Source organism: Paracoccus salsus (genome assembly GCF_021556615.1).
Taxonomy (GTDB): Bacteria; Pseudomonadota; Alphaproteobacteria; order Rhodobacterales; family Rhodobacteraceae; genus Paracoccus; species Paracoccus salsus.
The window spans coordinates 66,669-80,557 of record NZ_JAKGGD010000008.1 but is presented as its reverse complement, the minus strand read 5'-3'; the positions used below and the strand labels follow the sequence as shown (position 1 = coordinate 80,557).

At 69.6% G+C, this 13,889-nt stretch carries 13 protein-coding genes; 8 read left to right on the top strand and 5 right to left on the bottom strand.

The genetic code is table 11. The features are described 5' to 3' along the window. Window positions 1-54 precede the first annotated feature (54 nt). From L1965_RS14665 to L1965_RS14655, 3 genes are all read right to left on the bottom strand, one after another. Window positions 55-972: a glutaminase gene (locus L1965_RS14665; RefSeq protein WP_235757193.1), complete on the bottom strand. Its 918-nt coding sequence runs from the start codon at window positions 970-972 to the stop codon at window positions 55-57. Window positions 973-1,247: 275 nt separating this feature from the next. Then, window positions 1,248-2,003, bottom strand: a complete 756-nt coding sequence (locus L1965_RS14660) for a hydroxypyruvate isomerase family protein (RefSeq protein WP_235757192.1) — start codon at window positions 2,001-2,003, stop codon at window positions 1,248-1,250. Window positions 2,004-2,010: 7 nt separating this feature from the next. Then, window positions 2,011-2,559: a DUF1285 domain-containing protein gene (locus tag L1965_RS14655; protein ID WP_235757191.1), complete on the bottom strand. Its 549-nt coding sequence runs from the start codon at window positions 2,557-2,559 to the stop codon at window positions 2,011-2,013. A gap of 64 nt (window positions 2,560-2,623) precedes the next feature. On the opposite strand from L1965_RS14655, the gene L1965_RS14650 reads away from it, so the two are divergent. From L1965_RS14650 to lpxB, 8 genes are all read left to right on the top strand, one after another. Then, the gene (locus tag L1965_RS14650) at window positions 2,624-3,631 is read left to right on the top strand and encodes an AAA family ATPase (protein WP_235757190.1); all 1,008 of its coding nucleotides are present in this window, start codon (window positions 2,624-2,626) and stop codon (window positions 3,629-3,631) included. Window positions 3,632-3,638: 7 nt separating this feature from the next. Then, window positions 3,639-4,520: a DUF58 domain-containing protein gene (locus L1965_RS14645; RefSeq protein WP_235757189.1), complete on the top strand. Its 882-nt coding sequence runs from the start codon at window positions 3,639-3,641 to the stop codon at window positions 4,518-4,520. After that, complete coding sequence (locus tag L1965_RS14640; protein ID WP_235757188.1) at window positions 4,520-7,270, top strand: DUF4159 domain-containing protein; 2,751 nt, start codon at window positions 4,520-4,522, stop codon at window positions 7,268-7,270. The genes L1965_RS14645 and L1965_RS14640 overlap by 1 nt, the downstream gene beginning before the upstream one ends. Then, a complete protein-coding gene (locus L1965_RS14635; protein ID WP_235757187.1) occupies window positions 7,267-9,414 on the top strand; it encodes a hypothetical protein in 2,148 nt (715 codons plus the stop codon). The genes L1965_RS14640 and L1965_RS14635 overlap by 4 nt, the downstream gene beginning before the upstream one ends. 81 nt (window positions 9,415-9,495) lie before the next feature. Continuing rightward, window positions 9,496-9,975, top strand: coding sequence for a 3-hydroxyacyl-ACP dehydratase FabZ (fabZ, locus tag L1965_RS14630; protein ID WP_235757186.1), 480 nt, complete (start codon window positions 9,496-9,498; stop codon window positions 9,973-9,975). After that, the gene (gene lpxA / locus L1965_RS14625) at window positions 9,968-10,756 is read left to right on the top strand and encodes an acyl-ACP--UDP-N-acetylglucosamine O-acyltransferase (protein WP_235757185.1); all 789 of its coding nucleotides are present in this window, start codon (window positions 9,968-9,970) and stop codon (window positions 10,754-10,756) included. The genes fabZ and lpxA overlap by 8 nt, the downstream gene beginning before the upstream one ends. Next, window positions 10,753-11,550, top strand: coding sequence for an LpxI family protein (locus L1965_RS14620; protein ID WP_235757184.1), 798 nt, complete (start codon window positions 10,753-10,755; stop codon window positions 11,548-11,550). Before lpxA ends, L1965_RS14620 begins: the two co-directional genes overlap by 4 nt. Before the next feature lie 86 nt (window positions 11,551-11,636). Next, entirely contained in the window at window positions 11,637-12,797 is a 1,161-nt protein-coding gene (gene lpxB / locus L1965_RS14615; RefSeq protein ID WP_235757183.1) for a lipid-A-disaccharide synthase, read from the top strand. Here the strand turns inward: lpxB and L1965_RS14610 are convergent. Together L1965_RS14610 and L1965_RS14605 are read right to left on the bottom strand one after the other, a co-directional pair. Continuing rightward, window positions 12,775-13,125, bottom strand: a complete 351-nt coding sequence (locus L1965_RS14610) for a RidA family protein (protein ID WP_235757182.1) — start codon at window positions 13,123-13,125, stop codon at window positions 12,775-12,777. The genes lpxB and L1965_RS14610 overlap by 23 nt on opposite strands. A gap of 4 nt (window positions 13,126-13,129) precedes the next feature. Beyond that, entirely contained in the window at window positions 13,130-13,885 is a 756-nt protein-coding gene (locus L1965_RS14605) for a sulfite exporter TauE/SafE family protein (protein ID WP_235757181.1), read from the bottom strand. Window positions 13,886-13,889 lie beyond the last annotated feature (4 nt).

Below are 13,889 nucleotides of genomic sequence, written 5' to 3'. Positions count from 1 at the left end.
GGCTGCCCTATCGAAACATGGCCGGAAAGGCCAGATGCAATCGCGTCGGGCGCGTCAGGCGAAAACCGACCACCCCATATGCGCGGCCAGCCGCTCGGCGGCGACCGTTCCGGCCTTGGAGTTGCCATAGGCGTTCAGGCCCGGCGACCAGATCGCCACCGATGCCCGCCCCGGCGCGATCAGCAGGATGCCTCCGCCGACTCCGGACTTTCCCGGCAGCCCGACCCGGAACGCGAAGTCGCCCGAGCCGTCATAGTGCCCGCACAGCATCATCAGCGCGTTCAGCCGTCGCGCCTTGACCGCCGAGACGACCGAGGGCGCCCCGGGCAACCCTGCGATCGCCCGGCCCGCCAGGGCCAGCTGCACGCAGGTCATCTCGATTGCGCATTGGTGGAAATAGGTTCCCAATGTCATCTGCGGCGGGTTGTTGAGATTGCCGTAAGACTTGAGGTAATTCGCCAGCGCCACATTGCGGAACCCGGATTCGGCCTCGGACGCGGCCACGGACTTGTCGATATGAATATCGTCATCCTCGGCCGCCGCCCGCAGGAAGCCGACGATCTCGGACAGCGCGTCTCGGGGCGTCCGGCCGGTCAGCAACTCGTCGGTGGTGACGATCGCGCCGGCATTGATGAAGGGATTGCGCGGCCGGCCCTGCTCGCGCTCGAGCAGCAGGATCGAATCGAAGCGCGCGCCGGAAGGTTCTCGCCCGACGCGCGCCCAGATCTGGTCCCCGATCCTGCCCAGCACGCATGCCAGCGAGAAGACCTTGGAAATCGACTGGATCGAAAAACGCCGTTCGGCGTCGCCCGCGGTTGCAATCGCGCCGTCGGCGGTCACCACGGCGATCCCGAATTGCTGCGGGTCCACCTCGGCCAGTTCCGGGATGTAGGTTGCGACCATGCCCCAATCGGCCTCGTCGCGGATCTCTGCGTTCAGGCGGGACAGAAAGCGTTCCAGTTCGGCGGCCATGCGCGCTCCTCGACGTTCCGGGGGAGTATGTCGAGGATCGGCCAGACCGGAACGCGGCGCAAGTCACGCCGTGTCCCGAAGAGGACGCAAGCTGCGATCAGCGCAAGCCCAGAAAGGACAGGATGAACAGCACGACGACGATCAGCCCCACGATATAGATGATGGAATTCATTCTTCAGTCTCCTTGTTGCTGCCGCCCGACCCGAAGGACCGACCGCTCTGGGGAAATAACCAATTGCTCGCGGTCCGGTTCCCTGTGCCGTCACGTCGCGAATTCAGCCGCGCGGCAACCATGCCAGCCCGTCCTCCGTGTGCCGCATGGGATTGTACTCGGCGCTGACCCAGCCGCGATAGCCGGCCTCGTCCAGCGCGGTGAAGAGGGCCGGGTAATCGATCGATCCGCCCTGAGGCTCGTGCCGGCCGGGATAGCCCGCGATCTGCACATGCCGGACCAGCGGCGCGACCTTGCGCCAGGTCGAGATCGCGTCGCCGGTGATCGCCTGGGCATGGTAGGCGTCGAATTGCAGCCCCAGATTGGCGGCGCCCACGCTGGCAATGATATCGGCGGCCTGGTCGAAATCCGACAGGTAGTATCCGGGCACGTCGCCGCGATTGATCGGCTCGATGGTCAGGCTGGCATGGGGCGCACGTTCGGCGGCCCAGCCGAGATTGTCGATGAAGACCCGTCGCGCGTCGCTTCCCTCGGCCAGGCCGGCCATGACATGGATATGCCGCGCCCGCAGCGCCTCGGCAAAGCGCAGCGCGCGGTCGAAGTCGTGGCGGAACCTGTCCTCGCGCCCGGGTTCGGCGGCAAAGCCGCGCGGCCCGCCGGCCCAGTTCGGTGGCGGGGTGTTGATCAGCACCATCTGCACGCCCGCCGACATCGCCGCGCGCGACAGGTCGCGGGCGGCGATGTCATAGGGAAACAGGATCTCGACGCCCTCGAAGCCGGCATCGGCGGCCGCCGCAAAGCGATCCAGGATCGGCAGTTCGGTGAACAGCATTGTCAGGTTGGCGGCAAAGCGCGGCATCCGGGGATCAGACCTCGAGCGGGAAGAACTGGCCTGCCGACCGGACGCCCGCGCGCCCCCCGGGACCCTCCTCGGCCGCCGCCGCCAGCCGGTAGAAGGTCTTGCGGTCGATCAGCGCCTCCAGCCCGGCGCGCACATGCACATAGGGCCGGGGCTCGTCGCGGTTTCCCCGGATGATGATCGGGTGGTCGGCGTCGGCCGTGACATGATCGCCCACATTGGTCGAGAAGGTGATGCGGTCGGCGTCGATCTGCGCGTCGGTGGCCAGGAACGGCGCGTCCTCGACCCGGATCCCCACCTTCTCGACGGGGGTGACCAGGAAGAACCGGTCGCCTTCGCGCTTCAGCACGGTCGAGAACAGCCGCACCATCGCGGGCCGCCCGATCGGCGTGCCCTCGTAGAACCACGTGCCGTCGGCGCGGATCTCCATGTCCAGATCGCCGCAGAAGGGTGGGTCCCACAGGTGAACGGGCGGAAGCCCGCCCTTTTTCGCCGCCTTGCTGGCGGCCTCGGCGATGCCTTCCGCACTCACGCTTTTGTCACTCTGATCCGCCATTCGATATGGTCGCCCCGTCATCAGTTCCCTATGCTCTGGTCTAAAGCAGCGGAAGGGCATTGTCATGGGTTCGGATGATATTCTGGTGCAGGAGGTCCAGGAACTGGCGCGTCGGCTGGGCGACGCCCGTCTCAGCATCGAGCGACGTTTCGTGGGCCAGCACGCGGTCGTGGAACAGGTGCTGGCCGCGATCCTGTCGGGCGGGCATGCGCTGCTGGTCGGCCAGCCCGGTCTGGGCAAGACCCTGCTGGTCGAAGTGCTGGCCACCGTGATGGGGCTGGGCAGCCAGCGCATCCAGTTCACGCCCGATCTGATGCCCGCGGACATCCTCGGCTCCGAGGTTCTGGACGTGCTGCCCGACGGCACTCGCGCCTTTCGGTTCATCGAGGGTCCGGTCTTCACGCAGCTTCTGATGGCGGACGAGATCAACCGGGCCAGTCCGCGGACGCAATCGGCGCTGTTGCAGGCGATGCAGGAACGCGAGGTCACGATCAGCGGCAAGCACCGGCCGCTGGGGCGGCCCTTCCATGTGCTGGCCACGCAGAACCCGATCGAGCAGGAGGGCACCTATCCGCTGCCCGAGGCGCAGTTGGACCGGTTCCTGCTGCAGATTGATGTCGGCTATCCCGACCGCGATACCGAACGCGACATCCTGCTGGCCACCACCGGTATCGAGGAAGGCGCCGTCCACGCCGCCTTCGATCCCCAAAGGCTGATCGCGGCGCAACGTCTGATCCGGCAGATGCCGGTGGGCGAGCGCGTGGTCGAGGAGATCCTCGACCTGGTGCGCGCCTTCCGTCCCGGCGCCGACGAGGCGGCGGGATTCGTGGCCGACACGCTGGTCTGGGGGCCGGGCCCGCGCGCCGCGCAGGCGCTGATGCTGGTGACGCGCGCCCGGGCCGTGCTGAATGGCCGCTTCGCGCCGACGCTTGAGGATGTCGAGGCGATGGCGGCGCCGGTTCTGCGCCATCGCATGGCGTTGTCTTTCGCCGCGCGCGCTCGCGGCGAGACCGTGGATGGCGTGATCGACCGGCTGGTCGCGGACCGCCTTGACGGTCGGCAGGCGGCATGAGGCGATCTTGACGTCCAGCCCCGCCGACAGCCCCGTCGAACTTCGCGCACGCTCCGAGGCGGCCAGCGCCCATCTGCCCGGCCTGGTCCTGTCGGCCGAGCGTCTGGCGGCGTTGGTCGCGCCGGGTGCTCACGGCCTGCGCCGGGCCGGGCCGGGCGAGGATTTCTGGCAATACCGCCCCGCAAGCCATGGCGACACCGCGCGCAGCATCGACTGGCGCCGTTCGGCCCGGTCCGACGCGCAGTTCGTCCGCGATCGCGAGGCGCAGACCGCGCAGGCGGCCGGGCTGTGGGTGTCCGCCGGACAGGGCATGGATTACAGCGGCGCGCCGGACCGCCCGACGAAGGGTGCGCGCGCGCGACTGCTGGCGCTGGCGCTTGGCATGGTGCTGCTGCGCGGCGGTGAGAAGGTTGGCCTGCTGGGCCAGCCGGCCCGCGCAGGCCGGGCCCAGGCCGATCGGCTTGCCCAGGGGCTGATCGCCGCGCCCCGGGCGCAGGATGACAGCGACGCGCCCTCGGCCGCGACGCTGCGCCCCAACATGCGGCTGGTGATCCTGTCGGATTTCCTGTCCGATCCGGGCTGGGTGCAGGCGCTGCTGGCCCGGGCGGGCACGCTTGGCGTCAGGGGCGTGCTGATGCAGGTGCTGGACCCCGACGAGGAGAATTTTCCCTTTGCCGGCGCGGTCGTGTTCCGGTCACTGACCGGCCGTCTTCGCCATGACAGCCGCGATGCGGCCGGGCTGCGCGAGGCCTATCTGACGCGCCTGGCCGAACGCCGCGACTGGCTGCGCGCGCAGGCCTCGGGTGCCGGCTGGCATTTCGGACATCACGCCACCGACCACGCCCCGGCCGTAGCGCTGAGCTGGCTCTATCAGGTTCTGGAGGGCTGATGCTGGTCCTGGGCCCGCTTGGATTTGCCGCGCCCTGGGTGCTGTCCGCGCTGATCGCGCTGCCGGTGCTGTGGCTGATCCTGCGGGCGATGCCGCCCGCGCCGCGTCTGGTGGCCTTTCCCGGCGTGGCGCTGCTGCGGGGTCTGATCGACAGGACGCCGGTCGCGCGGCGCACGCCTTGGTGGTTGCTGCTGCTGAGGATGATGGCGGTGGCGGCGCTGATCCTTGCCTTTTCCGGGCCTGTCTGGAAACCGGTTCTCCAGCCGCCGGACAGCGGCCCGCTGCTGGTGGTGATGGATGCGGGATGGGCCGCCGCGCCCGACTGGGCCGCCCGCCAGACCCGCGCCGAGCGCGTGCTGTCCGGCGCCGCCGCGCAGGGCCGCCCGACGGCGCTGTTGCTGGGCGATGGGTTGACCGATCCCGGCCCGTTGCGCTTTGCGTCCGCCGATACGCTGCTGGCGGGGTTGCGCGCGGCGCAGCCGGTATCGTGGCAGACCACGCTGCCCGACGATCCGCAAGCCGCGCTGGCGGATGCGCCCGACGGCGCGCTGTCCACGCTGTGGATCGCGGACGGGCTGGACCACCCGAACCGCGCCGGCTGGCTGGCCGCGCTGTCGGATCGGGGTCCGGTCACCGTTGTTCCGCCCGCCCGTGCCTTGCGCGCGCTTAGCCTGCATGGCGGCGACACGCCCTCGCTGACGCTTGTCGCGACCGACGACGCCGCACCGGCGATCCTGGCCATCGGGCCTGATCCGCAGGGAGTCGAACGCGATCTGGCCCGTCTGGTGCCGGGGCAGGGCAGCCTCGACAACGGCATCGCGACCCGCCCGGTCGCGATCGACCTTCCGCCGGAACTTCGCAACCGCGTCACCCGCTTCCAGATCGAGGGCGAGACCCATGCCGGGGCCGTGGTGTTGGCCGATGACCGGGTCAAGCGGCGCAAGGTCGGGCTTGTGGGCGATCCCGACCGGCAGGCCGAGGGGCAGCAGCTTCTGTCGCCGCTTTACTATCTGCGCCGCGCGCTGGCGCCGACGACCGATCTGGTCGAGGGCGGTCTGGGCGATGTTCTGAATGCCGCGCCCGATGTCATCATCGTCGCCGATCAGGTCGAGATGGCCGAGATCGGCGAACTGGCCGAATGGGTCGACGAAGGCGGTCTGCTGATCCGCTTTGCCGGGCCGCGCATGGCCGCCTATGACCGGCTGATCGACGAGCCGCTGCTGCCGGTGATGCTGCGCCAGGGCGGGCGCGACATCGGCGGCGCTCTGAGCTGGGGCGACCCGCGCGGCCTTGCGCCGTTTGCCGGCGACGGCATCTTCGCCGGGCTGACCGCGTCCGCGGATGTTCTGGTGCGCGCGCAGCTGATGGCCCAGCCCGCGCCGGACCTGTCGGACAGGACCATCGCCGCGCTGTCGGACAAGACCCCTCTGGTGACCCGCGAACGTCTGGGGCAGGGGCAGGTGGTGCTGTTCCATGTCACCGCCAACGCCGAATGGTCCAACCTGCCGATCTCGGGACTGTTCGTGGAGATGCTGGACCGGCTGATCGCCACCGCGCGTGCCTCGCCATCGGACGAGGCTTCCGATGACCGCGACCAGCCGTTCTGGACGCCCCGGATCGTGCTTGACGGGTTCGGCCGCGCCAGCCCGGCCGAGGATGTCGCGCCGGTTCCCGCCAGCGATCTGGCGCTCGGTCCCGGCCCGGACCGTCCGGCCGGCATCTATGCGGCCGGCGACCGGCGGGTGGCGCTGAACGCCGGGGGCGCACTGACCCCGGCCGCATGGCCCGGTGCGATCGTCGAAAGCCGCGCGCTGGCGTCGGGGCGCGACCTCCAGGGCCTGCTGCTGGCCGCCGCCGCGCTGATCCTTGCGCTGGACGCGCTCGGCTCGGCGGCGCTGGCGCGGGGTGGGCGGCTGGCGGCGATGCTGATGATCGCCCTGGCGGGGCTGCCCTCGCCCCGCGTCGCCGCGCAGGAGCTGGACCCCGAACTGATCCGGGCCGCGGACGAGGTCGCGCTGGCCTATGTCGTGACCGGCGACGACGAGGTGGACCAGACCTCTTACGAGGGGCTGCGCGGCCTGTCGCTGGCCCTGCGGCAGCGTACCTCGGTCGAGCCTGGCGCGCCGGTCGCCATCGACCTGGACAGCGCGGATCTGTCGGTCCTGACCTTTCTCTACTGGCCTGTCACCGCCGACCAGCCCTCGCCCTCGCCGCAGGCCTATATGCGGCTGAACCATTTCCTGCGGTCGGGCGGGATGATCCTGTTCGATACCCGTGACGGCGACGTCGCCGGGGTGGGCGGGCCCGACATGTCGGATGCGTTGCGACGCCTTGCCGCGCCGCTGGAAGTGCCGCCGCTTGCGCCCGTGCCCGATGACCATGTGATGACGCGCAGCTTCTATCTGCTTGGCGACCTTCCGGGGCGCTGGCGCGGCAACCCGGTCTGGGTCGAGGCCCCGCCCGCAGGCGCCGAGGCTGCCGAGGGCGTGCCGTTCCGCCAGCTGAACGACGGCGTCAGCCCGGTGGTCATCGGCGCGAACAGCTGGGCCGAGGCCTGGGCCATCGATGACAATGGCTACCCCAGCTTTCCCATCGGCCGGGGATGGGAGGGAGAGCGCCAGCGCGAACTGGCGTTCCGCTTTGGCATCAACCTGATGATGTATGTCCTGACCGGCAACTACAAATCCGACCAGGTCCACGTGCCCGCCCTGCTGGACCGGCTGCGCGTGGAAGAGGAGCTGGGACCATGATCGGCCCGGCGACCGCGCTGCGGTTCGACCCGCTGATGCCCTGGTGGGTGATCGGCGCGTTGGCCGGTCTTGCGCTGCTGGTCGCGGGCTTCGCGTTCTGGCGGGGTCTGCGGGGATGGGCATGGCGCGGGCTGGCCGGGCTGGCCGCCGCGCTGGCACTGGCAGGACCCGCGCTTGAGGTCGGCAGCCGCGCGGGGCTGAGCGACATCGTGATCCTGCTGGACGACCGTTCGGCCAGCCAGACCCTGCCGGAACGCAGCGCGCAGACCGATGCCGCCATCGACGTGCTGTCCCGGCAGATCGCCGCGCTGCCCGATACCGAACTGCGCCGGGTGACCGTGGGCGACGACGAGGACGGCACCTTGCTGGCCACCGCCCTGACCCGCGCGATCGCGGCCGAACCCGGCAGCCGGCTGGCCGGGGTCATCACCGTGACCGACGGCCAGATCCACGACCCGGCGATGCTGCCCGCCGGTCTCTCCGCGCCGTTCCACGCCTTGCTGACAGGCCGCCCGCAGGATTGGGACCGGCGGCTGGTGATCGAGGAGGCGCCAGCCTTCGGCCTGATCGACCAGGAGGTGAGGATCAGGCTGCGGATCGAGGATCAGGGGGCGGTGCCTCGGGCGGTGCAGGGACGATCGGCCAATCTGCGGATCAGCATCGACGGCGAAGAGGAACAGTACTTCGCCGTTCCGGTCGGTCAGCCCCTGGAATTGCCGCTGACGCTGGGTCATGCCGGGCAGAATATCGTCCAGCTGGGGTTCGATGCGCCCGATGCCGGGGCGCAGGCGCCCGAACTGACCGATCGCAACAATGCGGCCGCGATCAGCATCAACGGTGTGCGCGACCGGCTTCGCGTGCTTCTGGTTTCGGGCGAGCCGCATGCCGGCGAACGGACCTGGCGCAACCTGCTGAAATCCGATGCGGCGGTGGACCTGATCCACTTCACCATCCTGCGCCCGCCCGACAAGTCCGATGGCGTGCCGGTCGATGAATTGTCGCTGATCGCCTTTCCGACGCGCGAACTGTTCCTGCAGCGCATCGAGGATTTCGATCTGATCATCTTTGACCGCTATCGTGTGCGCGGCATCCTGCCGCCCGACTATTTCCAGAACATCGTCCGCTACGTGCAGAACGGCGGCGCGATCCTGGTTGCCGCCGGCCCCGAGATGGGCAGCGTGGAAAGCCTGAACCTGTCGCCCCTGGGCCAGCTTCTGCCCGCCCGGCCGACCGGTCGCGTGATCGACCAGCCCTTCACCCCGCAACTGACCGAAGACGGCCGTCGGCACCCGGTGACCGCCGGCCTGCCTGATGCGCCTTCGGCCGATGGCGAGGACGGCTGGGGGCGCTGGCTGCGCATGTCCGAGGTCGAGGCCGATCCCGACGCGCAGATCGCCATGACCGGTGCCGAGGACAAGCCGCTGCTGGTGCTGAAACGCGCGGGCGAGGGGCGGGTGGCGCTGCTGACCTCGGACCAGGTGTGGCTGTGGGGGCGCGGCTTCGAGGGCGGCGGCCCGCAGCTGGAACTGCTGCGCCGGATCGCCCACTGGTCGATGAAGGAACCCGAGCTTGAGGAAGAGGCCTTGCTGGCCGATGTCTCGGACGGGCTGGATGTGCGCTTTACCCGGCGCAGCATGCAGGACAGCGCCGGTCCGTTGTCGATCACCCGGCCCGACGGCGAGACCGAGGACCTGCCGCTGAACGAGGTCGGGCCGGGCCGCTTTGCGGCCGACTGGACCGCGCCCGAGCCCGGGCTCTACCGCTTGCGGGATGGCGAGCTTCGCCGGGTGCTGGCGCTGGGTCCCGCCGCCCCGCGCGAGTTCGAGCAGACCGTCGCCAGCGCCGAAACCCTGTCGCCGCTGGCCGAGGCGACGGGCGGGGCCATCCTGCGCCTGTCCGACGGGGTGCCCGATCTGCGGACCGTCGCGCCGGGACGGAACGCCCACGGCCGCGGCGTCGCGCGCGACTGGATCGCCATCACCCCGCGCGAGGCCGCCACCGTCACCGGATTGCAGCGCCGTCCGGTCCTTCCGGGCTGGGCCTGGCTGCTGATCATCGCTGGTTTCATGCTGGTCGGCTGGCTGGCCGAGGGACGCGCCGGCGCGCGGCGTCCGGATGGCGGCTCCGCGCCGATCGGGGCCTGAGCGTGGCGCGCCGCACGCAGGCAAGCTTGCCAAGCGGGGGCCGCGTTGCTAACCCGACAAAAATCGCCGGAAGGAATCCACATGGCTGACGCACAGCGCAACCCCGCCCCCCATACCGAGGCAGATCTGTCGTTGATCAAGCGGATCATCCCGCATCGCTACCCGTTCCTGTTCATCGACAAGGTCCGCGACATCGTGGCGTTCGAGCGCGCCGTCGGGATCAAGAACGTGACCTGCAACGAACCCCATTTCGAAGGCCATTTCCCGACCCAGCCGATCATGCCCGGCGTCACCATCGTCGAGGCCATGGCGCAGACCTCGGCGGTGGTGGTCGGCATCAGCCTGAATGTGATCGACAAGCCGCTGCTGACCTATTTCATGGGCATCGACAACTGCAAGTTCCGCCGCATGGTGGTGCCGGGCGACGTGCTGGAACTGCACTGTACGGTCACCCGCGCGGGCGGCAAGATCTGGAAGTTCCACGGCCAGGCGAAGGTCGATGGCCAGTTGGCCGCCGAGGCCGATTTCACGGCGATGATGGATCTCAAGGGCGATGGCTGATCCGGTCATCCACCCCACGGCCGTTGTCGAGCCCGGGGCGGAGCTGGGCGCGGGGGTCGAGATCGGGCCGTTCTGCGTGGTCGGATCAGGGGCCCGGCTGGACGCGGGCGTGGTGCTGAAATCGCATGTCGTCGTGGCGGGCGACACCACGATTGGCGCCGAGACCACGATCTTTCCCTTCGCCTGCATCGGCGAGGTCCCGCAGGACCTCAAGTTCCGCGGCGAGCAGGTGCGCCTGGAAATCGGCGCCCGCAACCGGATCCGCGAATATGTGACCATGAATCCCGGCACCGAAGGCGGCGGCGGCGTGACCCGGATCGGCGATGACGGGCTGTTCATGGCGGGCAGCCATGTCGCCCATGACTGCCGGATCGGCAACAATGTCATCCTCGTCAACAACGCCTCGGTGGCCGGGCATTGCGTGCTTGAGGACGAGGTGATCGTGGGCGGGCTGTCGGGTGTCCACCAATGGGTGCGGATCGGCCGTGGCGCGATGATCGGGGCGGTGACCATGGTGACCGCGGACGTGATCCCCTACGGCCTTGTGCAGGGGCCGCGCGGGCACCTGGACGGGCTGAACCTGGTCGGGCTGAAACGCCGCGGCGCCAGCCGGGCCGATATCATCGCGCTGCGCGATCTGCTGGGCGCGCTGGGGCAGGGCTCGTTCCGCGATACGGCCCGTGCCCGCGCGGGCACCGAGAGGACGGGCATGGAACGCGATGTCCTGGATTTCATCCTCGGGCCTTCCGACCGGTCCTTTCTTGCGCCGAAACCGGCATGACCCGGACCGCCGTGATCGCGGGGCAGGGTGCGCTGGCCCCGGCCGTCGTCGCCGCGCTGGACGATCCGCTGGTCTATGCGCTGGAGGGTTTCGATCCGGATCTGCCCGCAACGCGCTTTCGGCTGGAACGGCTGGTCCCGTTTCTGGACGGGCTGATCGAGGCCGGCGTGAGCCGGGTGGTCTTCGCCGGGGCGATCCGGCGTCCAAGCCTTGACCCCGAAGCCTTCGATCCGCGCACCGCGCAACTTGTGCCGCGGATCCTGACCGCGATGCAGACGGGTGACGACGCGGCGCTGCGCGTCGTTCTGGACATCTTCGAGGAACATGACCTGGCGATCTGCGGTGTGGACCAGATCCTGCCGGAACTCGTCCCTGCCGAAGGCCTGCTGGTCGGAACACCGTCGGACGCCGACCGTCGAGACGCCGCCCGCGCGGCCGAGATCCTGACCGGCCTGGGGCCATTCGACATCGGCCAGGGCGCGGTTGTCGTGCAGGGGCTGTGCCTCGCCATCGAAACCCTTCCGGGCACGGCGTCGATGCTGGAATTCGCGGCCGCCCATGCCGGGCTGCGGCCCGATCCGCGCGGCGCACGCGGCGTCTTCTACAAGGCGCCGAAGCCTGGCCAGGACCGGCGCGTCGATCTGCCCGCGATCGGACCGGATTCGGTCCTGCAGGCTGCGGCGGCGGGACTTGCCGGGATCGCGTGGCAGGCCGGCGGGGTGCTGGTGCTGGATCGGGCCGAAACCGTGCGCCGGGCCGAAGCGGCCGGGCTGTTTCTGTGGGCGCGGGCCTGAAAGGGTCGTCGTCCGGCCAAGAAATGCTGGCCTCTTGCTCGTGGCTCCCCTACCCATGAAGCAACGCAGCAACCGGAAGGCGGGGGATGAAGTTCTTCCTGATCGCGGGCGAAGTCTCGGGCGACCAGCTGGGCGCGTCGCTGATGGCGGGGCTTAAATCGCTGGTGCCTGACGCCGAGTTCGTCGGCGTCGGTGGCCCGCTGATGCAGGCCCGGGGGCTGGACAGCCTGTTCCCGATGGATGAACTCAGCCTGATGGGTATCTGGGAGGTGCTGCCCAGATACCGCCACCTGAAGCGCCGCATCGCCCAGACGGCCGCGGCCGTGGCCGATGCCGCGCCCGATGCCTTGATCACCATCGACAGCCCGGATTTCTGCCTGCGTGTCGCGCGTGCCGCGCGCGCGCTCGCTCCCGACCTGCGGACGATCCATTACGTCGCGCCGTCGGTCTGGGCGTGGCGGCCGGGGCGAGCGCTGAAGATGGCGCAGGTGATCGACCACGTGATGGCGATCCTGCCGTTCGAGCCGCCCTACATGCAGGCGGCCGGGATGAGTTGCGATTTCGTCGGCCACCCGGTCGCAACGGCCGAGGTGGGCGGCCCGGACGACGCCGGATTGTTCCGCGCCGCGCATGGCATCGCCGCAGACGCCCCGGTGGTGCTGTGCCTGCCCGGTTCGCGCAAGTCCGAGGTCAGCCGCCTGGCGCGCCGTTTTGACGAGGCGCTGATGCGGCTGCGCGACCGGGTGCCCGAGATCCGCGTGGTGCTGCCCACCGTGCCGGGCGTGGCGCCTATGGTGCGCGACATGGCACGTCGCTGGCCCTGCGCGCCGATCGTCGTCGAGGAACCCGACGAAAAGCGTGCGGCCTTCGCGGCGGCCGATCTGGCGCTTGCGGCATCCGGGACGGTCAGTCTGGAGCTGGCGGCGAACCGCGTCCCGATGGTGATCGGCTACGACATGGCGCCGCTCAGCCGGCTGCTGGTCGGCTTGCTGCTGAGGACCGATACCGTGACGCTGGTCAACCTGGTCAGCGACACCCGCGCGGTGCCGGAATTCCTGGGCAGCGCCTGCCAGCCGGGCGCGATGGCCGAGGCGTTGCAGCAGGCGCTGGAGGACATGGAAAAGCGCAAGGCCCAGCTGGACGCGATGGACCTGACCATGGACCTGCTGGGCAAGGGCGGCGAGGCGCCCGGATTGCGCGCCGCGCGCTCCGTCCTGAAGGCGCTTAAAGCACCGCGGTCACGATGATCTCGACCTTGTAGTCCGGTGTGGCCAGCCTGGCCTCGCCGGTGGCGCGAGCCGGGGCGCTGCCCTGAGGCACCCAGGTATCCCAGACGCTGTTCATCGCCGCGAAATCCGCCGCCATGTCGGCCACCCAGATCTGCGCCGAGACGATCCTCGTCTTGTCGGTGCCGGCCTTTTTCAGCAACGTGTCGATCTGCGCCAGGATTGCGCGCGTCTGGTCCGCCGCGGGCTTGCCCGGTGCGCCGACCTGGCCGGCCAGCCAGACCATGCCATTCGCCACCACGGCCTGGCTCATGCGTTGTCCGCTTTCGATTCGCTTGATCTCGGTCATGCTCTCATACTCCGTTCAGAAGACGCCAGAAAAAGACTGCGGTCATGCCGAAGCCGACCGCCGCGATCAACAGCCGCAGCGCATGGCGCGGGATGCGCCGCGCCACCGGTGCGCCGGCATAGCCGCCGATGATGGTGCCGGCCGACATGATTGCGGCCGGTCCCCAGACGATCTTGCCACCGATGGCGAAAACCGCAAAGGCGATCATCGCCAGCGCGAAGGACAGCCAGCTCTTGAGCCCGTTCATCTGGTGCAGGTCGGTCATTCCCCACATGGCGAACACGGCCAGCATGATGATCCCCAGCCCGCCGTTGAAATAGCCGCCATAGATCGACATCGGCAACAGCGTGCCCAGCCCGAACGGCGTGACCACCGACCGCCAGCGCGATGCGGCGCGTCGGATCGGCTCGGACCAGTAGAAGACGACGGTCGCGGCCAGCAGCAGGAACGGCACCAGCACCGAGAAGGCTGCATTCGAACTGACCAGCAGCAGGAGGCAGCCCACCGCGCCTCCGGCCATCGTCCACAATGTCAGTTTCAGCATCGGCGCGGCGTCCATCGCGGCGATGTCGCGGCGAAATCCAAGCGTCGCGGCCAGGTAGCCCGGCAGGGCCGCGACCGTCGAGGTCGCGTTCGCGGCGACCGGAGGCACGCCGGTGAAGACCAGCGCCGGAAACGTGATGAAGGTGCCGCCGCCCGCGACGGCGTTCAGCACTCCGCCCAGCACCCCGGCGATGAACAGCAGGGCAAGTTCGAGCATCAAG

Excerpts from the sequence above, each read along its gene's own strand:
- L1965_RS14665 (WP_235757193.1), bottom strand. The coding sequence starts at position 972 with ATGGCCGCCGAACTGGAACGCTTTCTGTCCCGCCTGAACGCAGAGATC.
- L1965_RS14660 (WP_235757192.1), bottom strand. The coding sequence starts at position 2,003 with ATGCCGCGCTTTGCCGCCAACCTGACAATGCTGTTCACCGAACTGCCG.
- L1965_RS14655 (WP_235757191.1), bottom strand. The coding sequence starts at position 2,559 with ATGGCGGATCAGAGTGACAAAAGCGTGAGTGCGGAAGGCATCGCCGAG.
- L1965_RS14650 (WP_235757190.1), top strand. The coding sequence starts at position 2,624 with ATGGGTTCGGATGATATTCTGGTGCAGGAGGTCCAGGAACTGGCGCGT.
- L1965_RS14640 (WP_235757188.1), top strand. The coding sequence starts at position 4,520 with ATGCTGGTCCTGGGCCCGCTTGGATTTGCCGCGCCCTGGGTGCTGTCC.
- L1965_RS14635 (WP_235757187.1), top strand. The coding sequence starts at position 7,267 with ATGATCGGCCCGGCGACCGCGCTGCGGTTCGACCCGCTGATGCCCTGG.
- fabZ (WP_235757186.1), top strand. The coding sequence starts at position 9,496 with ATGGCTGACGCACAGCGCAACCCCGCCCCCCATACCGAGGCAGATCTG.
- lpxA (WP_235757185.1), top strand. The coding sequence starts at position 9,968 with ATGGCTGATCCGGTCATCCACCCCACGGCCGTTGTCGAGCCCGGGGCG.
- L1965_RS14620 (WP_235757184.1), top strand. The coding sequence starts at position 10,753 with ATGACCCGGACCGCCGTGATCGCGGGGCAGGGTGCGCTGGCCCCGGCC.
- lpxB (WP_235757183.1), top strand. The coding sequence starts at position 11,637 with ATGAAGTTCTTCCTGATCGCGGGCGAAGTCTCGGGCGACCAGCTGGGC.
- L1965_RS14610 (WP_235757182.1), bottom strand. The coding sequence starts at position 13,125 with ATGACCGAGATCAAGCGAATCGAAAGCGGACAACGCATGAGCCAGGCC.
- L1965_RS14605 (WP_235757181.1), bottom strand. The coding sequence starts at position 13,885 with ATGCTCGAACTTGCCCTGCTGTTCATCGCCGGGGTGCTGGGCGGAGTG.